The organism is Streptococcus sp. ELY_137, from assembly GCF_058314515.1.
Genome location: NZ_JBZFUL010000002.1, coordinates 145,612 through 168,702, shown reverse-complemented (window position 1 = coordinate 168,702; position 23,091 = coordinate 145,612). Strand labels below are relative to the sequence as shown.

General features: G+C 41.9%; 18 protein-coding genes. 2 read left to right on the top strand and 16 right to left on the bottom strand.

Going from position 1 to position 23,091, the window contains the following annotated elements; translation table 11 throughout:
- Nucleotides 1–114: 114 nt before the first annotated feature.
- The 7 genes from queF to trmFO form a co-directional block, all read right to left on the bottom strand.
- The gene (gene queF / locus AC4HAO_RS02855; protein WP_491134514.1) at nt 115–609 is read right to left on the bottom strand and encodes a preQ(1) synthase; all 495 of its coding nucleotides are present in this window, start codon (nt 607–609) and stop codon (nt 115–117) included.
- A 31-nt stretch (nt 610–640) separates the two neighbouring features.
- Complete coding sequence (queE, locus tag AC4HAO_RS02850; protein WP_491134513.1) at nt 641–1,357, bottom strand: 7-carboxy-7-deazaguanine synthase QueE; 717 nt, start codon at nt 1,355–1,357, stop codon at nt 641–643.
- Nucleotides 1,357–1,800: a 6-carboxytetrahydropterin synthase QueD gene (queD, locus tag AC4HAO_RS02845; protein WP_491134512.1), complete on the bottom strand. Its 444-nt coding sequence runs from the start codon at nt 1,798–1,800 to the stop codon at nt 1,357–1,359. The genes queE and queD overlap by 1 nt, the downstream gene beginning before the upstream one ends.
- On the bottom strand, nt 1,800–2,459 hold the full coding sequence (gene queC, locus AC4HAO_RS02840) for a 7-cyano-7-deazaguanine synthase QueC (RefSeq protein ID WP_491093309.1): 660 nt from the start codon (nt 2,457–2,459) through the stop codon (nt 1,800–1,802). Before queC ends, queD begins: the two co-directional genes overlap by 1 nt.
- A gap of 240 nt (nt 2,460–2,699) precedes the next feature.
- The gene (locus tag AC4HAO_RS02835) at nt 2,700–3,305 is read right to left on the bottom strand and encodes a hypothetical protein (RefSeq protein WP_491134510.1); all 606 of its coding nucleotides are present in this window, start codon (nt 3,303–3,305) and stop codon (nt 2,700–2,702) included.
- Between the two features lie 68 nt (nt 3,306–3,373).
- Nucleotides 3,374–4,513 (bottom strand): AI-2E family transporter, encoded by a 1,140-nt coding sequence (locus tag AC4HAO_RS02830; protein WP_491134509.1) that lies wholly within the window; start codon nt 4,511–4,513, stop codon nt 3,374–3,376.
- A 251-nt stretch (nt 4,514–4,764) separates the two neighbouring features.
- Nucleotides 4,765–6,096 carry a methylenetetrahydrofolate--tRNA-(uracil(54)-C(5))-methyltransferase (FADH(2)-oxidizing) TrmFO gene (trmFO, locus tag AC4HAO_RS02825; protein ID WP_491134508.1) on the bottom strand — a complete coding sequence of 444 codons (1,332 nt, stop codon included), beginning with the start codon at nt 6,094–6,096 and terminating at the stop codon, nt 4,765–4,767.
- Between the two features lie 601 nt (nt 6,097–6,697).
- Here trmFO and spxB point away from each other — a divergent pair.
- Nucleotides 6,698–8,479 (top strand): pyruvate oxidase, encoded by a 1,782-nt coding sequence (gene spxB / locus AC4HAO_RS02820; protein ID WP_491134506.1) that lies wholly within the window; start codon nt 6,698–6,700, stop codon nt 8,477–8,479.
- A gap of 183 nt (nt 8,480–8,662) precedes the next feature.
- Here spxB and AC4HAO_RS02815 read toward each other — a convergent pair whose 3' ends face one another.
- From AC4HAO_RS02815 to AC4HAO_RS02790, 6 genes are all read right to left on the bottom strand, one after another.
- A complete protein-coding gene (locus AC4HAO_RS02815; RefSeq protein WP_491134505.1) occupies nt 8,663–9,655 on the bottom strand; it encodes a zinc-binding dehydrogenase in 993 nt (330 codons plus the stop codon).
- 165 nt (nt 9,656–9,820) lie between these two features.
- Nucleotides 9,821–10,480, bottom strand: a complete 660-nt coding sequence (locus tag AC4HAO_RS02810; protein WP_491134503.1) for a hypothetical protein — start codon at nt 10,478–10,480, stop codon at nt 9,821–9,823.
- Nucleotides 10,477–10,944, bottom strand: a complete 468-nt coding sequence (locus tag AC4HAO_RS02805; protein ID WP_491134501.1) for a GNAT family N-acetyltransferase — start codon at nt 10,942–10,944, stop codon at nt 10,477–10,479. Before AC4HAO_RS02805 ends, AC4HAO_RS02810 begins: the two co-directional genes overlap by 4 nt.
- 418 nt (nt 10,945–11,362) lie before the next feature.
- Complete coding sequence (locus tag AC4HAO_RS02800) at nt 11,363–13,183, bottom strand: carbohydrate-binding domain-containing protein (protein WP_491134499.1); 1,821 nt, start codon at nt 13,181–13,183, stop codon at nt 11,363–11,365.
- A 513-nt stretch (nt 13,184–13,696) separates the two neighbouring features.
- On the bottom strand, nt 13,697–14,512 hold the full coding sequence (locus AC4HAO_RS02795) for a Cof-type HAD-IIB family hydrolase (protein ID WP_491134498.1): 816 nt from the start codon (nt 14,510–14,512) through the stop codon (nt 13,697–13,699).
- A 60-nt stretch (nt 14,513–14,572) separates the two neighbouring features.
- Nucleotides 14,573–16,012, bottom strand: a complete 1,440-nt coding sequence (locus AC4HAO_RS02790; protein WP_491093299.1) for a glycoside hydrolase family 1 protein — start codon at nt 16,010–16,012, stop codon at nt 14,573–14,575.
- 147 nt (nt 16,013–16,159) lie between these two features.
- On the opposite strand from AC4HAO_RS02790, the gene AC4HAO_RS02785 reads away from it, so the two are divergent.
- The gene (locus tag AC4HAO_RS02785) at nt 16,160–17,086 is read left to right on the top strand and encodes a helix-turn-helix domain-containing protein (RefSeq protein WP_491134497.1); all 927 of its coding nucleotides are present in this window, start codon (nt 16,160–16,162) and stop codon (nt 17,084–17,086) included.
- 224 nt (nt 17,087–17,310) lie between these two features.
- On the opposite strand, the gene AC4HAO_RS02780 is transcribed toward AC4HAO_RS02785, so the two are convergent.
- The 3 genes from AC4HAO_RS02780 to AC4HAO_RS02770 all read right to left on the bottom strand — a co-directional run bounded on the left by AC4HAO_RS02780 (nt 17,311) and on the right by AC4HAO_RS02770 (nt 22,746).
- Nucleotides 17,311–18,882 carry a DUF1593 domain-containing protein gene (locus AC4HAO_RS02780; RefSeq protein ID WP_491134496.1) on the bottom strand — a complete coding sequence of 524 codons (1,572 nt, stop codon included), beginning with the start codon at nt 18,880–18,882 and terminating at the stop codon, nt 17,311–17,313.
- Between the two features lie 181 nt (nt 18,883–19,063).
- Entirely contained in the window at nt 19,064–20,731 is a 1,668-nt protein-coding gene (locus AC4HAO_RS02775) for a carboxylesterase family protein (RefSeq protein ID WP_491134495.1), read from the bottom strand.
- 125 nt (nt 20,732–20,856) lie between these two features.
- A complete protein-coding gene (locus tag AC4HAO_RS02770) occupies nt 20,857–22,746 on the bottom strand; it encodes a beta-glucoside-specific PTS transporter subunit IIABC (protein WP_491134494.1) in 1,890 nt (629 codons plus the stop codon).
- Nucleotides 22,747–23,091 lie beyond the last annotated feature (345 nt).

The following is a 23,091-nucleotide window of genomic DNA, read 5'->3' as shown; positions in this document are numbered from 1 at the left end:
AGAAACACAGGAATTCAGGTTGATCATCATTCAAATAACTTAAAGCGGAGCTTATTAAAAAATCATAACCAGCTAGAGTAGAGATTCCCTAGCTGGCTATTTCTATGTATCTGATTATCGATTATCAATCGTTTCTGGATACAAGTCATGGTTCATGAGGCGGTAATTAGCCATCTCTTCATACTTGGTTTTTGGTCGTCCATAGTTAAAGTAGGGGTCGATTGAGATACCACCGCGCGGGGTGAATTTTCCCCAGACTTCAAGGTAACGGGGGTTAAGCAGTTCAATCAAATCCTTACCAATAGTATTGATGCAATTTTCATGAAAATCACCATGATTACGGTAAGAAAATAGGTAGAGTTTCAGCGATTTAGACTCTACGCAGAGTTCATCTGGGATGTAAGACAGATAAATAGTTGCAAAATCAGGCTGCCCAGTAATGGGACAAAGTGAAGTGAACTCCGGACAGTTAAACTTGATAAAGTAGTCATTTTCTTGATGACGATTTTGGAAGGATTCCAGAATGCTTGGATCATAGTCGAAAACATAAGGGATCCGCTGATTACCCAGCAAGGTTAAATCTTTCATTTCTTCTTGAGATGTTGTCATAATAAGTGCTTCTTTCTCTTATAATAATATTTTAGACACCGCGTTTATTATCGTAGACAAGGGTATGGAGCTGCGGTAAAACACGGACATTACCCCAGCTATCATCATTTGCAACGCGATCCCAGAGCTCATGCAGGCGCTGCAGCTGATTCTGAACAATGTTCCCTTGCGCTTTTGGCTCTGGATTTCCTGCTGAAAGATAGAGGACATCTGGCTGGTAGCGCTCCTGAATTATTTTGGCAAAGGATAGATCGTCATCGTTAAAAATGGGGATTTTAAAGGTGACACGCTCTCTTGGCAGCTTAGATACGATAAAGTCCAAGGTTTCCATATTGACTAGCATCTTACTGGAAGGTGGTTTGGGGCTTATCGTCACATCATCGATATCTAAGAGCCAGTCCTGCCAACGTGAACCTTGCGTCTCAACAGCTAGAGTGACCCCGCGTGCCTTGAGTTTAGAAACCAATTCAGCCATATTGGCAGCTAAAAGACAAGGATTGCCGCCAGATAGGGTGACATAATCGTAGCTTCCCAGCGCATCCAGTGCCTCGATCACTTGGTCGCTGGTCATACGGGTAGGCTTCTCTGAACCATCCCAGGTAAATGCCGAATCGCACCAGTCGCAGTGATAATCACAGCCACCGGTACGGACAAACATGGTTTTTTGCCCGATCGCACGTCCCTCACCTTGGAAGGTTGGGCCAAAGACCTCTAGAACAGGCAGTTTTAATACACGTTCCTTAGGCATTATTCTTCCTCCCATTCTCGGCGAAACTCCGCATAGGCACTTGGAGTTTCATGCAAGCGTACATGCTCCATGCGTAAGCTGGCTTCTTTAGGCAAGGCAGCTTTGACGGTTTGGTAAATCCAGTAAACCATGTTCTCAGCTGTTGTATTCATATAAGGGAGGCTTTCATTGAGATAGCGATGGTCAAGTTTAGGCTCTAAATGCTCTTTATAAATAGCCTTTAACTCACTGAAATCATAGACCATTCCCCGCTCGTCTAGCAATCCGCTGACAGCTATTTCTAAATGGTAGGTATGGCCATGCAGAGCCTTACACTTACCATCGTATTGAAAAAGATGATGAGCAGCATCAAAGGTAAAGGATTTTGAAACTAAAATACGCTTGGGCGCATAAACCAATGACTCACCCGTTTCTTCTTTAATTTCCTTGGGTGTTGAAAACATTACTGCACCTCCTTTTGTGTTTGTACCAAATAGGTATCTAGCCCATGCTGACGGAGCTTGCAGGCTGGGCATTCTCCACAGCCTGCACCGATAATGCCCTGATAGCAAGTCAGCGTTCTTTCTCGAATATAGTCAAAAGCACCTAAGTCATCAGCTAATGCCCAAGTTTCCGCCTTATCTAGCCACATGAGTGGAGTCTGAATAACAAAGTCATAATCCATAGCTAGATTAAGAGTGACATTGAGCGATTTGACAAAGACATCACGGCAGTCCGGATAACCAGAAAAGTCTGTTTCACAAACACCTGTTACAATATCTGTGATTCCTTTTTGCTTAGCTAGAACAGCCGCAAAGGAAAGGAAGAGGTGATTGCGTCCATCCACAAAAGTATTGGGAACTTCGCCTTCTTTTGATTCGATGGTCATATCTGTTGTGAGAGCGTTAGTTGTAATTTGCCCAAGCAGGGACATATCAAGAATATGATGATCGATTCCTTGCTCCTTAGCAATGCCCTTTGCAACCTCTACTTCTTCTTCATGACGTTGACCGTAGGCGAAGGTCACGGCTTCAACATGCTGGTAGTGTTTCATGGCCCAGAACAGACAGGTTGTTGAATCTTGGCCGCCGCTAAAGACAACCAAGGCAGATTGGCGTTTCATATATGAATTCCTCATTTCTCAACTGGTGCACATAAGAAAAAGCCTCTACCCAAGGGTAAAAGCCTGAATTTGCTTGTGTCGTAAAGCAGGTTTTTTTTAATGATGGCTTTTCCCAAACATCAGTTATTTGATTAATGCTTTATTATCTTAGCACGTTGAGAGTGGAAAATCAAGCTTTGAACCATAATAAAAGGAAGGCAACTGACTAGCTTGCTGCTTCCTTTTGTGGCTTGACTATTTTTAGCGACGGTCGCGGCGTGAGCGGCGCCCCACTGGCCTTGGAATTTCCAATTCTTCAGTGTCAGCTGAGTAACGCTCAGAGCGGCGACCTTGCCGATAATTTGCTGCTTCCTCTTCTTCTGCTAATAGACTTTCTGATTCCTCTGCTTCGCTATCAATTACCGTCTCTCTTGCTTGGGAACTGATTTCTTCACGAGTATTTTCGCTTTCAGAAAAAGCGTCATCCACTTCTTCATTTTCATCTTCATCTTCGTAGGCCTGTCTGCGATGGCGAGGAGTTTCGCGTTCTCGGGACGGAGCATCATCAACGCGTCTAGAGCCAGATACGTCTTCCTTTTTTGTCGCCTTAAAGAAATGAATCAAAAGACCGAGGAAAAAGAGTAACTGCAGGACAATCCAGGCAGACACCCACCAGACGAACTGCTGAACGGAATCGTCCAGCTGGACGAGCTTGCCTTTACTAGCTGTAAAGTGAAAACCAATCCTTGTCGCAACCTGTTGAATGTGCCAAACATTCATGACAATAAAAGCAAATAATACAATAGAAGCTAGTAAGGTCAAGATGACAATAACACGTTGAAAAATATTTTTTGAACTTTGTGACATAATCAATCGTCCAACTTTCTTAAAAATCTGCTATCATTATAGCACGATTAAGCCTATTAAGCTAGGGGTTATAAAGTGTTTTCACCGCTATCAAGGGCTGTTTCAGCTGCCGTTTTAGCGTGAACATTATTTCTAATGAGCTTATAGACCGTTGCTGCAGTCGGGACAGCTAACAGCATCCCCAGAATTCCCCAGAGAGATGCCCCAACAGTAATGGCTAGAAGAACCCACATAGGAGGAAGACCAATGGAGCCACCAACGACGCGCGGATAGATTAGATTGCCTTCAAATTGCTGAAGGACAACTAGATAGATAATAAAGAAGAGCGCTTGTGGGACAGACTGGGTCATAATTAAAACCGCACCGATTGATAAGCCGATATAGGCTCCGACAACTGGAATTAAAGCTGTAAAACCTACCAGTACTCCAATTGTCGCAGCATAAGGGATCTTGAAAACAATCATCCCCAAAGAACAAAGGCTCCCTAGAATAATGGCCTCAATCGTCTGTCCTCTAAAGAAACCATGAAAACTTTCGTGGGCAATTTGACGTACATAGTGAAACTGTTTCTCAATTTTAGGTAAATAAGCATGAACCAGCATATTACCCTGACGGCCTAATTTTTCCTTACCAGCTAAGACATAAATAGAAAAGACAAAACTAACAAAAACAGATATGAGACCGGAGGCAAAGCTTGTCACAGAAGTCAAAAGACCTGTTAGGATTCCGATCAGGGTTGCTGAAATCTGCTTATTGTAATTGGCCAAGAGATTGTTAGTAGTTTTGCTTAGGTCAATGTCAAAATAAGCTAAGAATCTTTTAATAGAAGGACTTTTTTGCACATCATCTAAATATTTTCCAATCCCCTTGATATCAATATTGGAGAGGGACCTTAAACTAGTCAATAAATCTGGCAAGACAATATAGAAAATCAGGAAAATAGCAACTGCAAAAGTCATATAGGACAGAACGAGACTGATAGCGCGTTTACCTGGAATATCGCGGCCAAAAGCCAAGTACATAAGCTTTTCATAGCCACTCAGGACTATGTTAATGATATAAGCCAATCCTGCCCCTGTTAAAAACGGGAGGCTGGCCCGATAACAAGTCAATAAAATATCCTGCCCTACTGACCAATACGTCACGGTAGCGTAAATAAGAGCGATAACTAAAAAAAGATAACCAAAGTGTCGTTTTGTTAATTTCATAGGCTTATTATAACTCAAAAAACTTGCTGGCTCAACAGCTCTTTCAAATAAGGTATAAATGCATTAAAAACTTTATAAAAATGAGTTTGGCGTAAAGTCAATATTCCATAAAATAGACAAACTCTTCTTTCTTGCTATTGCTGTTTTGATTTCTAGACAGAAGCAACACCTGCCCTGATTTGATGAGCTTCGTAGAATCATTAAAAAACAAGCCTACCCTAAGAGGGAACTAAAGCTTGTCTTTTACTTTTCTATAATGTAATTTTTTCGAGATCCGCCAAGGCGCGCTCCGCAATTTTTTCGTAGCGCTCCTTCTTATCACGGATACGCGGACCTTCCAATTCCTTGATAATCCCAAAGTTAACATTCATGGGTTGGAAATGCTTGCTGTCGGTATGAGTGACGTAGTGCGGAAGACTGCCAAGAGCAGTCGTCTCAGGAAATACGAGGGGGTCTTGCCCTTTAAACAGCCGAGCCGCATTGATACCCGCAACCAGTCCAGAAGCCGCTGACTCAACATAGCCTTCAACCCCAGTCATCTGACCGGCAAAGAAGAGATTAGGATTTTTACGAGACTGGAAAGTCTGTGTAAGTAGATTAGGCGAATCCATGTAAGAATTACGGTGCATAACCCCGTAGCGGACAAACTCAGCATTTTCAAGACCTGGGATCATGCGAAAGACTCGCTTTTGTTCCCCCCACTTGAGATGGGTCTGGAAACCAACAATATTGTAGAGACTGCCTGCAGCATTGTCCTGACGGAGCTGAACAACGGCATAAGGGGTCTTGAAGTCTCCATCCCGAGGGCCCTTGTAGTCATCAGGGTATTCTAGTCCAACTGGCTTCATTGGACCATAGAGCATGGTCTTGATACCACGCTTAGCCATGACTTCAATCGGCATACAGCCTTCAAAGTACTTTTCCTTTTCAAAGGAATTGAGCGGAGCTTCTTCGGCATTGATGAGAGCGTCATGAAAAGACATGAACTCTTCTTTAGTCATCGGACAATTTAGATAAGCAGCTTCTCCCTTATCATAACGTGATTTGAGATAGACCTTGTTCCTGTCAACAGTGCTGATGTCGACGATTGGAGCCGCCGCATCGTAGAAATAAAAGCCTTCCCCACCATTGAGGGCATGGATTTTCTCAGCAAGTGCATCTGATGTCAAAGGGCCAGTCGCCACGACTGTGATGGCATCCTCTGGAAGTTCAGTGATTTCTCCGCGGATAACCTCAATGAGGGGATGCTTGCTGATTTCATCAGTAACCGCTTGGGCATAGCCCTCGCGGTCCACTGCCATAGCACCACCCGCTGGAACACGGTGATCTTCACCATTACGCATGATGATAGAATCCAAGTGGCGCATTTCCTCTTTCAAAAGGCCGACAGCATTAGTCAGACTATCTCCACGAAAAGAATTCGAACAAACTAACTCCGCAAAGTTAGAGGTTTTATGCTGGGGTGTTGGCTTAACGCCACGCATTTCATAGAGTTTGACGGATATCCCGCGCTTAGCAATCTGGTAGGCTGCTTCCGAACCTGCCAAGCCCGCTCCGATAACATTGATGTAAGATTGAGACAAAACTAATACCTCTTTGCTAGGAATCCCTAGCTCAAATCTTTCTATACATTTTCGTCAGTAGACTAGGCTATTATAGCATAAAATCATTGAAATAAAGGGAACACGATGTTCTGGCACAAAAATCTAATATTGAAATCCAAAATAAAAAGTTGCAAAATTGCAACTTTAATAGTTAAGACCACAAATATTTCAACACCTTTAACTGAGTTGTCGATAAATTATCCAGTTTTGGAACCATTCGAAACAACACAGCTCTAAAACACAAGACATTCAAACGGCTATCCGTGCCCTGTTTTGGAACCATTCGAAACAACACAGCAAGTTAAAATAAGGCAGTGATTTTTTAATCCAGTCCGTAATCAACTTGAAAAAGTGGCACCCGAATCGGGTGTTTTTATTATACTGTCTGTATCTTAAAATATTTAAAACTGTTTATAAATATGAAAAGACGATTGCTAGAGAGCGTCTTTTCATATTCTTTTGTTCTGATAATTATGGGGCTAAGTATTCTCTTTAAATTTCCAAACCAATATGTATGCGTTTTCACAAAAATATGATATGATTCCACTGTGACAATAAATATTTTTTAAGGAGACTTCATATGAGTCAAGGTAAAATTACTGCCTCAGCGGCCATGCTCAATGTTTTAAAAACATGGGGAGTTGATACCATCTATGGGATTCCTTCGGGAACTCTGAGTTCCTTGATGGATGCCTTAGCTGAGGATAAAGATATAGATTTCTTACAAGTGCGGCACGAAGAAACCGGTGCTTTAGCAGCCGTCATGCAAGCTAAGTTTGGCGGGTCTATCGGTGTTGCTGTTGGATCTGGCGGCCCTGGTGCTACTCACCTTATCAATGGTGTTTACGACGCTGCCATGGATAATACACCATTCTTGGCTATTCTAGGATCTCGTCCTGTTAATGAATTAAACATGGATGCTTTTCAAGAACTCAATCAAAATCCAATGTATAATGGTATTGCCATTTACAACAAACGGGTAGCCTACGCCGAACAGTTACCAAAAGTTATCGACGAAGCCTGCCGTGCTGCCGTTTCTAAAAAAGGACCCGCCGTTGTTGAAATTCCTGTTAATTTCGGTTTCCAAGAAATCGATGAAGATTCTTACTACGGTTCCGGGTCTTACGAACGTACCTTCCTAGCGCCTGCTCTGAATGAGACTGAAATCAATAAAGCTGTCGAAATCCTCAATCAAGCAGAGCGCCCAATTATTTATGCTGGCTTCGGCGGTGTTGGGGCAGGAGATGTCATCACTGAATTATCTCGTAAAATCAAAGCCCCAATTATTACGACTGGTAAAAACTTTGAGGCTTTTGAATGGAACTATGAGGGTTTGACAGGTTCAGCCTACCGCGTTGGGTGGAAACCCGCTAACGAAGTTGTTTTCGAAGCTGACACTGTGCTGTTTCTAGGATCTAATTTCCCATTTTCAGAAGTCTACCAAGCCTTCAAAAATACAGAAAAATTCATTCAAGTAGATATCGACCCCTACAAGCTCGGGAAACGTCATGCTCTTGATGCTTCTATCCTAGGCGATGCTGGTCGGGCAGCTCAAGCGCTTTTAGAACGAGTAAAGGCTGTCGAATCAACACCTTGGTGGCGTGCTGCTATCAAAAACAATCAAAACTGGCGTGATTACCTTACTAAACTGGAAACAAAAACTCAAGGAGAACTCCAGCTCTTCCAAGTCTACAATGCTGTTAATAAATACGCTGATGAGGACGCTATCTACTCCATTGATGTTGGAAATACAACGCAAACCTCTATCCGTCACCTGCATATGACCCCCAAAAACATGTGGCGCACTTCTCCGCTCTTTGCCACGATGGGTATTGCTCTTCCTGGAGGTATTGCTGCTAAGAAGGACAATCCAAACCGCCAAGTATGGAACATTATGGGAGATGGAGCCTTTGGGATGAGCTATCCAGATGTCATCACTAATGTTCAGTACAACCTACCTGTCATCAACTTAGTCTTCTCCAACGCTGAGTATGCCTTCATCAAAAATAAGTATGAAGATACTAATAAACATCTCTTTGGGGTTGACTTCACTAATCCAGATTACGTCAAAATTGCCGAGGCTCAAGGAGCTGTTGGTTTGCGAGTTGACCGTATCGAGGATGTTGATACTATTATTAAGGAAGCCGTCGAGCTTAACAAGGCAGGCAAAACGGTTGTCATCGATGCTCGGATCACACAGGATCGTCCCATCCCAGTGGAAGCCCCTCAGCTGGAATTGGATCCAAAAGTTTACTCAGAGGAAGCTATCGCGGCCTTCAAAGCTCGCTATGAAGCCGAAGACCTGATTCCATTCCGTCTCTTCCTTGAAGAAGAAGGTCTAGAGTCTCGAAACATTAAATAATTCGATGTTCGAACCTTTGAATTGCTCTGCGAAAACTGCTTAACAAAGACAGTCACAGTCATTTCGAATTTTAGAAAAAGCGAAGGCCAAACTCCACTGGTCTTCGCTTTTAATTTTTGGATATTTGATAAACTAAAATTTTATGTTCACCACAAAAACACTTATCATTTAACTTTAAGACATCTATCCATCAACTTGAACGACAAATTTGCCTGCAGGCGGCTCTTTTTCTAGGGCCGTTAGTGCTAGTGGTAAATCCGCAAAGGTAAAGGAGCGAGCAATTGGAACTTGTAATTTTCCTTGGGCAACCAGTGACAGTACTGCTTCTGCCATTTGTCCTAAATCCCGCTTTTGCTGCATATTGCCGCTTTGATGGGCAGCTCCTACAAAAGTTAGATGAACTCCCAAGCCGCGAGAAAACAATTTATTCATAGCACTAGCACTCGGCGGAGCAACAATACAGACTAAATCCCCATTGAATGCAAGCATATCAATATCTTTGTCCGCATAACTTTGCCCCAAGGTATTAATAATCAAGTCTACACCTAACCCAGCAGTCTGTTCTCTGATGACATCGGCAATATTTTCTCTTTCATAGTCAACAGCTACATCAGCCCCTAAACTATAAACGAAATCTTTCCTATTACCGGGGACTGTCGTAAAGACTCTAAGCCCAGCAATTTTAGCCAGCTGAATAGCCATGGATCCAACACCGCCCGATCCAGCATGAACAAGTATGGATTTTCTGTTTGCTAGGTTTGCCTTACGATGCAGCGCTTGATAGGCAGTAAGCCCTGTTGACAAGAGACCTGCAGCCTCTTCAAAAGCAACATTTTGAGGAATTCTGGCCACCGTATAGGTTGGAGCGGTCGCGAATTCTGCAAAGCAACCTTGTTGGGCTAAATCAATATGAGCAGCTACTCGCTCTCCAATATCGAAGTTTTCAATACCATCGCCAACAGCAACGATTTCTCCTGCCATATCTAAACCTAAAATATGAGGATACTCCCAAGAAGCCACCCCTTGTTGTGCCAGTTTGTAATCAGCGGGATTCAAGCCCACTGCATGAACAGCGATTAAAAGTTCTTCTGATTCTGGCTGTGGTTTAGGCACTTCAACCCATTCTAAATTTGGTACACCTAATTTTGTTTGGCTAGATAAAACCCAAGCCTTCATAATGTCACCTTTGTTCCTTTCTTTTAAACGCCAACTTCTAAGCGTTTTCATTATAACATTTTTTTGTGAAAGACTTAAGAAGTATTTTCTTTCCTGTCTCTTTTCTTACCAGCCTTCGCTAATAATCTAAACAACCGGATTGCGCTGATAGTTATCATAGGTCACTTACTGATTGGATTTTTCATAGCTGATAGTCACTAAAGCCATAATCTCCTTATCAGTCAGTGTATCATCCATGATTATGGCGATCCAATGCTTGTTCTTTTTCTTGTAGGGATGGTAAATCCCTTTTTGATGATATTTTTCTGCATCCTGCTTAAAGTTTAAGTTCAGATATTCGACCTTTTCTTCTGAATCACCTATAAGATTACTCCTTTTCCCGAGCATGACAAGGCCGATCCACTTCTTTGTTGCAGGGTTGCGGAAGATTCCATTAGTGTCATTGCCATTCTTACTTCTTTCTGGCTCTACTCCGTATTTCTTCTTAATCAAATCAGCAATTCTGTTTGTTTGAGCGAAAAAGAAATCGTCTTTTTTAAAGCACTTGTCCCTGATATCAAGAAGCACCTTTTGGCATTCTCCTTTCAAGGCAGCCAGAAAACTGCCAGTAGCGTCAGTATTTATCAAGGTGTATTCTTCACCAAACTCCACTTCTATCAGTCTCGCATCAATTTTCTGATTTTCAACTAGGATGTGAAGGTCAAATTCATTATTGTGAATCAGCTTATTGTAGAAATATGAATTCCCTCTTTTTTGAAATCCATAGGGCAAGAGAGCTTCCTCTATTAACCCATATTTTGTAAATAATTCATCTGTTAGCTTCATAGCCTAGCCTTTCTCTCACATTTCATAGTATATTTGAGCTTTGGCGTTTCAAATACTTCATCAATTCTGAATCCAAGTTTGTCATAAAGTTTCTTGGCATTTTGATTGAAATCAAAAACAGTTAAGGTGATACTTTTTATATTTGCATCCTCAAAAATGAGATCCATAAATCTGCTCAGTGCTTCTTTCCCAAGCCCCATCCCTGTTTTTTGGGGGTCTAATACGAATCTCCCTATGTGTATATTATTGTTTTTAACCTCTACTTTTTGTATCACACCTATAAATTCATCATCATTGAAGATTGAAAATATATTTGCTAATTCTTTTATCTTGTCATCATTCAATGGATAGGAAATCTGCGGTCCCATCCACTGCTCTTGGAAGTCCTTTCCCTCCTTATTAGACCACTCACATAAAAGCAAAGCATGGTCTTTAGTTATCCCTTCTTCAAATCTGATAGCCATCTTACACCCCCACACAAATTCAAATTTGTTTGTTTCTGTTATACCAACTCTGTAGCGCTCTCACACGAACTTTTACAATCTTTTACTCACAGCATCTTCTGTTAAGCTCTGCTTTACCTGCCCTGCAGCTGAAAACATTCACTGTCAAGCATTTATCTTTTAGTCGGATTTTCTCGAACATTTTCGAGAAAAATAAAAGGCCCAAACAGCGGTTAGTTTTACTTATAGGGTACCATAATTGAAGGATAAAAACCTTTCTTTAGTGCGCTCAAAAATAACCTAAACTAAAAAACTATTCCAATTTATGTCGAAAAATCAACACTTTGGAATAGTTTCTTTTACTTTAGCACCTTAGCTGACTGATATTGTAAAATACCGCTACTTTTTGATTCCCCTATCTATAATTGTTCCAAAAACATTACTGATTATTTTCTGGAGGTGTTCCGTTTCCAGGGAAGGCCGGATGATGGCCATTTGGTAAAAGCGGAACAGTATCTTTAGGAATATGACGACGGGTTTCTGGATGAGGGGTTGTTTCTTTGGTTGCCCTTACCTTTGCCGGATGACCATCAGCTGTTGTAATGGTGTAAGTTTTTCCTTCCTTGAGATCTTTGCTCGAGTAAACAACATTATCAAAATCAACACCAGCCTTGGTTTCGGCCACCACACGTCCCTTCTCATCTGTAATAGTAATAGTGTCACCAGCTAAGCCTGAGACGATACCGATAATATAGGCTTGCTTGGTTCCTGTTGAAAAGCCTTGAGCAAAGCCCATATGGCCGATGCCCCAGATGGTTCCACCCGAAGCCAGGCCGATACCATCATAATCTAAGGCTGAGCTGTAGTCAGTTTTAGACTGAATTTTGATATTGCCGCCAGTAACAGTCAGATTGCCGTTAGAATCAACACCATCATCATAGCCAATTCCTTCTATATTGGCACCAGAGAGGATGATAGCAACCTCATTTTTTATATCAGATGGACTGTTAGTCAGCTGGGAAAGATCTGCATCGTCCTTGGCAGTCCACTCAGTAGCATTAATCACATCATCGCCAGAATCAATGGTGATATTTCCTTTTTTCAGCTCAATATGACGGCCCTCAATTCCTTCGGAATCAGACTTAATGGTCATGGTCGTAGAGCCTTTAACCGTTACTTCGTCATTAGCTGTGATGCCTTTACTTGCGGCTGTGATGTTCACGGTTGAATCTTTGATTTTGAGATCACCAGCATTAACATCAGTATCATCGCCGACCTGAATACCATCGTCACCAGCTGTGATAGTGATATTGGACTCTTTGATACTCACCTCTGTTTGGGCATTAATACCATCTTTAGCAGCTGAATTGAGATTTAGATTAACTTCCTTAGCCTCGAGTCCTTTCGCTTTAATAGCATGTGACTCGGTACTGGTCAATGTCAGAGTACTTTTTTTCTTACCAGTAATGAAGAGTGCTCCACCCGCTTCAATCGTTGCTTCAGATGATGACAGAGAGCTATCCGCTGAAACCTTGATGGCCAAATCTCCTGCAGAAGAAATAGTCGATTCCGTCAAATTGACAGCGTTGAGTTTTAGTTTGACCTTGCCCCTTGTACCGTCAGCGACTGCAATATGGTAGCCATTGGCAGAACCCGTCAAGGTGTATGTACCAGCTGCAGAAATAGTGACATTTTGACCATCAATAGTGACACGTGATGATGACGAGGTCGCACCAGCATCGCTAAAGGTGATAATCGACTTTTTCTCATCATCCTCATCTTCTTCGTCCTCGTTTTCCTCAGATTCTTGGTTATCGGCGATATTTTCAGATGATTCGATTTCCGCATCTTCGTCCTCTTCATCTTCCTCTTCGTCCTCATCCTCATCATCGTCTTCTTCATCGTAAGAAGCTGTTTGAATGGATTCAGACGGGACCTCTTGTTCTACAACATCTGCAGGTTGCTCATTAGCTTGAGCAGCCTCGTCAATTTGGTCAGTCTCATTATCCACATTCACCTCAGACGCAGTCTGCTGTTCTTCTGTGCCTGTGCTTTGGTCTGTATCAAGATTGGCTGTCGCTGCAGCTTTGTCTTCAGCCGCAGAAACTTGGTCGGCTGAAGCTGTTTGACCAGCTCCTAAAACAAGGAGAGCTCCTGCTAAGACAATTCCTGCCACTAGGCCTTTGGACGATTTGCGTTTGCTGTCATGTCCCTTGGCTTTTGCAAAAGCTTGGCGGTTAAATAAATAATTTTTGTTCATAATAACTTTTAATCCTCCTAAATATTGAACTATTATACCAAAATTTATAAACTTGACAAATTTTAAAAGTAATCAATCATCTAAATAGGTCATTTTAAGATTAGTGTCTGGTTATTTTCCCCAACGAATAAGATAATGATTAATGGAATGGCGCACGGACTCAACTATCCAAACAACAAGAAAGCCAGACTAACTAAAAAGAACTGAAATCCCCTGCTATGAGACCTCAATTCTTCTTATAACATCAGTCAACTAGATAATTTCCCTGCAGTTTATAATTCCTATATTTTTCTCCTTGCAAGGTTAAAAATAGGATGAAAAGTCTGTTCCAGTATCGGTACTCATACCCCTTGGCGGTAAGTAAGTTTTAAAAATTTTCTTGCTCTTTCTAAATCTCTATCATAAAGAGCGATATGTCCTCACTTGATCGCAAAACTCTCTCGCTGACCAATCCAATCTAGATCAAAATTCTACAGGATTTCCTAAAATTATAAAAATCAGTAGGCATAATTATTAGCCCTTCAAAAAAGCTTCAATAACTTGAAAAACGCCATTATCATCATGGTGAGGGGCTTCATGCTTAGCTACTGCTTTAACATTGGCAGGGGCGTTGAGCATGGCATAGCTTTCACCACTAATGGCCAGCATTTCCAAATCGTTATCACTATCACCAAAACTCATGACCTGCTCAGGGGTTAGTTTAAAGTGCTCAAGTACACGCTCTAAACCAGTAGCTTTATTGCAGCCGTCAACCACGATATCAACACCTCCGTAGCCACTGGTGACAGCCTTGAGGCGCCCCTTAAAAATCCGATTGAAATCAGTTACAACAGAATAAGCCTCTGCTTCATTAGTGGCCAGATTCATCTTGAAAATAGGGCCTGCTATTTCTCTCCACGAACTTAAATGATGGACATGACTACGCATAGCTTCCAACTGCTCAGGCTCAATCCCATCAAAATCAGGAATTGAGCTACCTCTAAGCATGTAAGTACAGACATCGCTCGTCAAGCTCAAACTGTAGTCTCTCTCCTTACCTGCAAAAAACTGCAGAGCCTCCTCTACCAAGCCTTCTGCAATCGTGGTCTTAGATAAGGTCTGTCCCTCGATCATGATATGAGCGCCATTCTCCGCTACAAAATCCATTCGGTCAGTCAGCTCGTCAAATAGCATCTCTAAGCGTTTCATACTATTTCCTGTCGCAACAACAAACTGAATTCCTCTGGTTTCAAGAGCATCCAAAATCTTGATGAACCTCTCCTTATCATAAGAGCCTTTGGAATCCAGAAAAGTTCCATCCATATCTGCCGCAATTAATCGAATACTCATAATATTTTCCTTTCCAAAAAAAGCAGCAGGCCTTATCCTGCCATACTGCTTTTCCTTACTTTAATTAAAGAGCACCTCTCCATTGCTGGCGATAACTTCTTTATACCAGTCAAATGATTTCTTCTTGTAACGTGCTAAACTACCGCTGCCATCGTCGTTGCGGTCCACATAGATAAAGCCATAACGCTTGCTGAGCTGGGCTGTCGATGCTGAAACCAAATCGATTGGTCCCCAAGTCGTGTAGCCAAGAAGTTCGACACCGTCCTTGATGGCTTCGCCAACTTGAACTAAATGCTTTTGCAAATAATCAATGCGGTAGTCATCCTCGACAGTTGGTCCGTTAGGGCCATCCACTAAGACATCCTTAGCCCCCAGACCGTTTTCAACGATGAAGAGCGGCAACTGATAGCGGTCGTAGAAATGATTGAGAACTAGGCGTAAACCAACCGGGTCGATCTGCCAGCCCCATTCGGAAGCTTCCAAGTAAGGGTTAGTGATGCCACCCATAATATTGCCGCGGCCTGAGTTGTAGTTTTCAGGGTCGTGTGCTTGAGCCACACTCATGTAATAAGAGAAGGAAATAAAGTCCACAGTGTTCTTAAGGATATCTTCATCACCTGGTGCAAACTGGATCTCAATATCATTTTCTTCAAAGAAGCGCTTAATATAATTTGGATATTTTCCACGTGCATGAATATCTGAGAAGAGATAATTTTGATTTTCAAAATCACGAACAGCCAACTGATCCAAAGGATTTGACGTCATAGGATAGGCCGGCATAGCCAGTACCATACAGCCAATCTTGAAGTCTGGATTGATTTCATGGCCAACCTTGGTAGCTAAAGCTGACGCTACTAATTCATGGTGGACAGCTTGATAGAGGTCCTGTTTACTGAGCTCTTCGACTGGTGTGGCAATGCCGCCTGACATAAACGGCGCGTGAAGGACTGAATTGACTTCATTGAAAGTCAACCAGTACTTGACCTTATCTTTGTAACGAGTGAAGACCGTGCGGACGTAGCGCTCATAGAAACCGATCAAATCACGGTTAGCCCAGCCATTGTACTGACGTGCTAAGTGCAAAGGCGTTTCATAGTGAGAGAGGGTTACCAAGGGCTCAATACCGTACTTGGCCAACTCATCAAAAACATCGTCGTAAAACTGCAGTCCAGCTTCATTTGGCTCAGTCTCATCGCCATTTGGGAAAATCCGTGACCAAGCGATAGATAAACGAAAGGTTTTGAAACCCATCTCTGCGAAGAGAGCGATATCTTCTTTGTAACGATGGTAAAAGTCGATGCCTTCTAGTTTAAGGTTGTTCTCGGTTGGCTGATCAGTGATCAAAGGATTAAGGTCACCTTCTTTAGCAGGAATCCCACCTTGAGGGGTCACATCTTGGACAGACAAACCCTTGCCATCAACATCATAGGCCCCTTCAAACTGGTTAGCCGCTGTGGCACCACCCCAAAGGAATCCTTCTGGAAATACTGATTTTGTCATAATATTACTCCTTACTACTCTTCTATTAATTTACAAATAATAGTATAGAATTAATTGCACGGTTTTTCCGACATTATCCTTGGTAAAAATGATACTATCCTCTGAAAATATGCTAAACTAGAAGAAAGAATTTACGGGAGTAAATCCATGAAACAAACAGCACTAAAGGATCTCAAAGAAGAGATCCAATTCAACCATCATCTCCTCCCCTACAACTACTATCATACTATCATCGAGAACGGCCGACCGGATACTCTCTTTCATTGGCATCCTGAAATGGAGCTTAGCTATATCTATGAGGGACACGCCCAATACCATATCGACTACGATTATTTTGATACTCAGCCTGGTGACATCGTTCTTATCCGGCCTAATGGCATGCACTCCATTCATCCTATTGGCAATGAGCGCCAAGTCAGCGATACCTTTCAGTGCCATCTGGATATAGTCGGATACTCCATCGTTGACCAAGTCAGCCTGCACTATCTGCAGCCCTTGCAAAATAGTGATTACAAGTTTATCCCCATTATCAAGCCGAACATGGCGGGTTACGAAGAACTGCAGAGCTGTCTCTTTTCCATCTTTAAACTTGTCAAAGAAGAGCACCGCCACTTTGAACTTTTGCTCAAAGCTAAAATCAATGAATTTCTCTATCTGCTCTTTCATTATCGCTACGTCATTCGTAAAGTTACTGATGATGCCTATCGCAAGAATGAAAAAATTCATGAGCTCGTTGATTATATCAATCAGCACTATGAACAGCCCATGTCTATCGAATTTTTAGCGGATATGATCGGCTACAGCAAGACCCACTTCATGGCCGTTTTCAAGAAGCACACTGGGACATCCTGCACCGAATTTATCATTCAGGTTCGCCTCAGCAAGGCTTGCTACGAGCTGATCAATTCCAGCCAATCTGTTCTTGAAATTGCAACCAAGGTCGGTTTTAACAACCTTTCCAACTTTAACCGCCAGTTCAAACGTTATTATCAGCTAACTCCCAGTCAATACCGCAAGCAGCAAAAGCACCAACAAAGTGGAGCGGCCATGGTCAATCCTGCAAAAAATAGCTAGCCTCTTTGAAAATCTCATGGCAAATTGTTGGTACTTAGGATGTGAGAATGAGATCAACTTAGATAATTGCTGTGCAATCGTTAGCCTGCCCCTCTCTTTCTGATTTCTCTAACTAGTACAAAATAATAGATAAAAAAAGCTTGAGTTCTAGATGTTAATAAGAACTCAAGCTTTTTAGCATGATTATACAGCTACTACATTTTGCTATTTCACTATTTTTAACCTCAGTCTACGGTAAGAATAATCCTCTTGTAGGCCTTCAGATTATGCTCCCCATCATCCTGTACCTCAGCGATGATATGAAAGGTATCACCTGATTTAGCATTTTTAGGAATGGTAAATGAGACAGTCTTAGTATGACTTCCAGAAAGTTCAACTGGATCAACAACGTCTCCATCATCTAAAGGTCGAACCAAGTCTAATTGTAAACCATCAGCTTCGACCTTTTTGACCTTGCTTTTTCCGCTGGATTCTTGATAGCTATCGGCTTCAAAATATCGCCACCAATTATAAGTTAGTTTATCCTCATCAGGATCTGTACCTTTTGCAGTTAAAGTTACTTTTTCTCCAGCTTTTACATTTTTATCGTAGTTCTTGATAGCAATTCTGGGAGCATGGTTGGCATCTGAATAATTCGAAGCAGTTCCCCAATCGACACGGGCAGCAAAATCATTTTCAATATCATCAATCCAGCGAGTCAGGGTATAGGAAGCTTCAAATTGTTTTGAATAGGGATTATAGTCAAGAACTGTATTTTGGTAAAGCGACTTATTTTTCTTTGAAAATCTACCGCCCCATCCCCCGTATTCTGGATGTGCAACATCTCCTAAGCCGTTATTAAATAAATAGAAGTATGAAGGTGAGTCGCCCTCTGAAATAAAATCATACGGTTTATAATTAGGATTATTCACGAGGTAATCTTTCGAACCGCGCTGTTCTTCAGCCAGTTCACCGTCTATCATTTTGCCATCCCCCATCGAAGCATATAAATCCATTAGCGGACCGTGGTTTTGAAGGAGATTTTCTTTTTGCCAATCACCATGCAAAGTTTTATTCAATTCTTCACTATGGGACTGCCAAGCATAGGCGAAATGCCAAAAATTAGAGCTGTCATTTATGACCATCAATTTCGGCCAATGTTTGGCAATATACTCCTTATAGGTCTCATCTTGATCAAGGATGATATACAAAACTAATTTGTTATAGACTTTTTGCTGAATATTTTTCCAATCCCTTGAATCCTTATAGGTCTCTTCAATGGATTTGAGGGCTCGAGCCGTTGTGTTAGTTCCTCCCCACGTTTGTACATAAATCGGTTTTTTAGAATTATCTAGGAATAGTTTTTCAAGAAAGCGCGAACCTTCAGTCTCCTCTTTCATATCGCCTTTGTTTTTAATATTGCCAATCTTAGTTATTTTCTTTAATTCAGACGCTTTTGGATAGCCCTTAGCATGTTTTTTAAGATTTGGCTGTATCTCATTATAAGCATCCAGCATATCATTAATCCAGTCCGTACCTGTCCACCGATAAGCCTCAATTCCTTCTTTTTTGTCCCCTGCATAATGGTAAGTCGAACTTGTTAAAACAATTCCAGAAAGGTCTAACTCATTTGAATAATATAAATAGCGAATCATTGAGTTCATATCGTCGACTTCACCATCAGTTGTGATGACGGTTCGGTATGTGGAAGCCTTAAGTGGGTTAGTGGCTTTCACAGCGTTAGAGTTCTTCAATTGACTACAAGCGACTAAGGCTAAACCAATGACCCCAAGCGCAGTAAATTTTAAAAATTTCATACTTATACCCCCAAAAAAACAATACGAATTATTTTTACAATAGCCATAGCTTAGTCAGGCTTATTAAAAGCCCGTGTGCTAAGTGATATATTAATATTGGCAAGTGTTTATTAAAGTTATTTGAGCTTGGCTTTCCGCTCCGCTGAGCCACTGCCTATTTGTTTTACAAGATATTATTCGCCTATCTTTCGTCAATCGGTTGGCTGAACCAGCGGCCATTGAGGACATTGTGGTTAAGGTAATCTTTTGATTCTTGAGAAATGCTAGTGTCAGCATCCATCTGATTCAGCACATCTTGGGCAGTTTGGGTATCTCTTGTCGCTTTGATATTGGACTTATCTTTTGTTGCATCAATGGTAAGAACTTCTCCATTCGCAGTCCATGGTTCCCATGAAACCAGCCCTTTTTGGTTGGGATTTCCATCAGCCAAGAAGGCTTTGAGGTAGGTCTTGAAAGCTTGAGACATATCCCTGCCCCCTTGGGTTTGGAAATAGTCACCGATATAGTCTTGATAATTAGACGGTTTTTGCAGCATGGGCTCAAAGATACCATGGAAGGAACCCAGTGTCTTGGTCAAGTCTGGTGTCACCTCAGCATTATCACCATAATAGATCTGACCGACATAAATATTTGACTGATACTTGCCCTCCATTTGTCGCGTACTATCAATGGTATTAGACATGCGGTAGAGCTGACCGCCGTACTTTTTAGCATAAGTAAATTCGGCTGTCTTTTCAGAATCTTTGAAAAGGTTGCCACTCTTAAAGTCTTCTTGGAAGTAAGGATCACTGGCTGCAAACATCGAGAATTCATCTGTACCGGTTACCAACATCAAAGGCACATCATTGTAAGTTTTAGTAGCAAATCCTTCCTTAGGAATAACGGTACCATCCTTATAGAGATGAGGGAAGACAGACATCCGAATACCGGCATTTCCCATCAGTTTTGCTAAGCGTTTAGCATCAACTTTGTAGAGGTAATTGCGTACATCTTGACTATCAGTCTGAAGCCAACTTTGTGCCTCTTCTTCGCTGGTCTTTACTCCATCTTCAACAACCAATGGTGCAATTACTTTGGCAAAGGTTTCCTGACTAGGGGCCGTATCCGCCAAAGTCATACCGCCACTAAAGGAAATGGCCTTATCATACTTATTTTTAAAGAGAGGGGAGATAAGAGTCGCCATGACATCGCGGCCACCAGCAGAAAAGCCCGCCAGAGTGATGTTATTTTTATCGCCACCAAAAGTTTCAACATTTTCCTTGACCCAATCCAAGGCCGCTGCAATATCAAGTAAGCTATAGTTACCGGAATTTTCCTCAGCCGTGCCAGTTTTCAGAGCCTGCAAGGGATTGAAACCGAGAGTTCCAAGGCGATAATTGACAGAGACATAGACAGCGTCAACATCTTTAACAAAACTATTTCCTTTTATTTCTTGAGCAGAGCCAGTTTGATTATTTCCGCCGTGGATAAAAACAATGACTGGAAGCTTCTTTTTATTATTATCTGGTCGTACGACATCCAAATTTAGGGCATCTTCCGAACCTGTAACTTTACCATTTGAAAATTGGATACTTTGTTTACCAGCTTTAGTGGCATCTCTGGTTCCCTTCCAGTCTTCAACCTTTTGTGGCGCCTTCCACCGAAGTTTTTTAACGGGGGCCTTAGCGTAAGGAATCCCCAGCCATTCGACGGCCTTATTCTTGGCATCTTTATGTCCCTTTAATTTTCCAGAAGCAACAGTCTTTTCAACCTTATTATCAAAATGATTCTTGCTGCTATTGACCGATTGGCAAGCAGCCAATGTCACTAAAGCAAGTCCAATCATAAGATATTTTAAATATTTCTTCATAGTCGTTTCCTCCGCTAGTTTATCAACTAGTTTCTTTTAAAACTTGGATCGTCCGCTCTTGTCAGCGCTTACATTTCTCCTTAAAAATATGATGCTAGAGGAACTCCCTAACATCATATCTGTACTTATTTGACCGCTGTCAAGAGGTAGTCTCCTGCATTGACGCGGCTTTCCTGTGTAAGCAAAACATCGTCGAATTCTGCTGAATTTGTGACAATGACAGGTGAAATAACTGGCAGACCAGCATCACGAACAACTGCCAAATCGAATTCAAGAAGTTTTTGACCAGCTTCAACTTTTTGGCCAGCTTCAACTAGGCTCTTGAATCCTTTACCAGCTAGAGAAACGGTGTCCATACCAATATGGATGAGAATCTCCGCACCGTTTTCAGTCTTCATGCCGATAGCATGACCCGTTGGGAAAACGAGGGTGATTTCACCATTAGCAGGGGCAACAACTGTCCCATCAGTAGGATCAATTGCGATACCTTTACCCATAGCTCCTGAGGCAAAGACCTGATCAGGAACATCTTCTAACTTGACCACGTTACCAATCATTGGTGAGGCAACAATTTCTTGTTTAAGTTCCTTTAGTGGTTGGGCTTCTACCTCTGCTTCTGCTTTAGTTTCAGCTGCTGCAGAAGGTCCACCGTAGAGGTAAGGAATTTTAACGAATTGTGTCAATACGAAACCAAGGATGAAACTCATTGCAATGGCAATCAGATAGTAGGTCAAGTTCATTGGACTTTTACCTGAAATGAACGATGGAATAGTAAAGAGTCCAAGACCACCCATAACAAACATTTTGACATTCATCAAACCAAGGAAGGCACCTTGGATAGCACCGGCGATACAAGTCATGATAAATGGCGTGCGCATAGGCAATGTAATACCGTAAATTGCTGGCTCAGTAACTCCAAAGAAGGCTGAGATCATCGCTGGAACAGCTAATTCACGTACTTTTTCTTCCTTGGTTCGTATCATAATGTTGATGAGCGAACCTGCTTGTGAGAAGCAGATAGCTGTCGTTGCTACGAGGATAAAGCCTGATGGGTTAGACTGTAATTCAAGGATAGCCAAAGGAACAAGCCCCCAGTGAAGTCCAAACATAACCATAACTTGCCACAAAGCACCAAGGATAAGACCATAGAGAATTGGGCTAATGCTATAGATATTAGTAAAGATTAGGCCAACCAAGTCACTAGCATAATTCATAACAGGGCCGATTGCCAAGTAAGCTAATGGTACTGTTATTAAAAGGACAAAGAAGGGAACAAGGAAAACCTTGACAACATCTGGAATAACCTTCTTCAAGAAATGTTCAATTTTGGAGCCCACCCATACTGTTAGGATGATAGGCAAAACTGTTTGCAGATAACTTGACGTTGGGAAAATGACAGGAATCCCTAAAAAGGTGACACCACCTTTTGCAAAGCTTGCTGCAATATCTGGGTAAACTAAAGAAAAACCGAGAGCAATAGCTGTAAATTGATCCATCTTAAAGCGCTTAGCTGCAGTTAGAGCCAAGATCAAGGGCAAGAATTGGAAAAATCCGTCACCTGCTGCATTCAAGATGATATAGAGACCATCAGTTTCCTTAACCCCTACTGCTGCTAGGATAGCAACTAAACCTTTGAGCATACCGGCTGCAGAGAGTACACCAAGCATAGGTTGGAACAAGCCAGAGACCAAGGCGATAAAGCGATCGAACAAGTTTCCTTTAGGGACATCGCCCTCGTCGACATCGATGCCGCCGTCACCGGAGATACCGGCTACTTTAAGAACCGCATCATAAACATCAGGTACGTGGTTGCCGATAACAACTTGGAATTGGCCGCCTGCTTTAACGACCGTAACAACGCCATCACGCTGTTTGAGATAGTCCTCATCTGCCTTGCCTTCGTCTTTGAGGGTAAAACGCAGACGCGTAACACAGTGGACAAGCTTCACAATATTGTCTTTACCACCGACGTGGTCCACAATATCCTGAGCTAATTCAGTATAATCTTTAGCCATACTTTGGCTCCTTTCATAAGATGCTAAGCCGTGAATGACAACACAGGAAAATAGGAACCACAACGCAGATGCTTGCACCTAGGAAGTGGTGTGGTTATCTTTTTCCAAAGAGTCATAGGCGTGCTCAATTAAAATAAGATGCTAAGCCGTGAATGACTCGTTTATCTAAACCACCCCAGCCAGCTAGCATATATTTTCAGAAGTGTCGCTAGTTTGGCAAACAAAAAACCTAAACAAATACTAAACAGCTATCTGCACTTCCAGTGCAAACTATTTCGCATTTATTTAGGTTTTGCCTGCCTACCAGTAACAATCCTCTTCAATAATTATTATATTAGCAAATTT

Excerpts from the sequence above, each read along its gene's own strand:
- queF (WP_491134514.1), bottom strand. The coding sequence starts at position 609 with ATGACAACATCTCAAGAAGAAATGAAAGATTTAACCTTGCTGGGTAAT.
- queE (WP_491134513.1), bottom strand. The coding sequence starts at position 1,357 with ATGCCTAAGGAACGTGTATTAAAACTGCCTGTTCTAGAGGTCTTTGGC.
- queD (WP_491134512.1), bottom strand. The coding sequence starts at position 1,800 with ATGTTTTCAACACCCAAGGAAATTAAAGAAGAAACGGGTGAGTCATTG.
- queC (WP_491093309.1), bottom strand. The coding sequence starts at position 2,459 with ATGAAACGCCAATCTGCCTTGGTTGTCTTTAGCGGCGGCCAAGATTCA.
- AC4HAO_RS02835 (WP_491134510.1), bottom strand. The coding sequence starts at position 3,305 with ATGTCACAAAGTTCAAAAAATATTTTTCAACGTGTTATTGTCATCTTG.
- AC4HAO_RS02830 (WP_491134509.1), bottom strand. The coding sequence starts at position 4,513 with ATGAAATTAACAAAACGACACTTTGGTTATCTTTTTTTAGTTATCGCT.
- spxB (WP_491134506.1), top strand. The coding sequence starts at position 6,698 with ATGAGTCAAGGTAAAATTACTGCCTCAGCGGCCATGCTCAATGTTTTA.
- AC4HAO_RS02815 (WP_491134505.1), bottom strand. The coding sequence starts at position 9,655 with ATGAAGGCTTGGGTTTTATCTAGCCAAACAAAATTAGGTGTACCAAAT.
- AC4HAO_RS02810 (WP_491134503.1), bottom strand. The coding sequence starts at position 10,480 with ATGAAGCTAACAGATGAATTATTTACAAAATATGGGTTAATAGAGGAA.
- AC4HAO_RS02805 (WP_491134501.1), bottom strand. The coding sequence starts at position 10,944 with ATGGCTATCAGATTTGAAGAAGGGATAACTAAAGACCATGCTTTGCTT.
- AC4HAO_RS02800 (WP_491134499.1), bottom strand. The coding sequence starts at position 13,183 with ATGAACAAAAATTATTTATTTAACCGCCAAGCTTTTGCAAAAGCCAAG.
- AC4HAO_RS02795 (WP_491134498.1), bottom strand. The coding sequence starts at position 14,512 with ATGAGTATTCGATTAATTGCGGCAGATATGGATGGAACTTTTCTGGAT.
- AC4HAO_RS02790 (WP_491093299.1), bottom strand. The coding sequence starts at position 16,012 with ATGACAAAATCAGTATTTCCAGAAGGATTCCTTTGGGGTGGTGCCACA.
- AC4HAO_RS02785 (WP_491134497.1), top strand. The coding sequence starts at position 16,160 with ATGAAACAAACAGCACTAAAGGATCTCAAAGAAGAGATCCAATTCAAC.
- AC4HAO_RS02780 (WP_491134496.1), bottom strand. The coding sequence starts at position 18,882 with ATGAAATTTTTAAAATTTACTGCGCTTGGGGTCATTGGTTTAGCCTTA.
- AC4HAO_RS02775 (WP_491134495.1), bottom strand. The coding sequence starts at position 20,731 with ATGAAGAAATATTTAAAATATCTTATGATTGGACTTGCTTTAGTGACA.
- AC4HAO_RS02770 (WP_491134494.1), bottom strand. The coding sequence starts at position 22,746 with ATGGCTAAAGATTATACTGAATTAGCTCAGGATATTGTGGACCACGTC.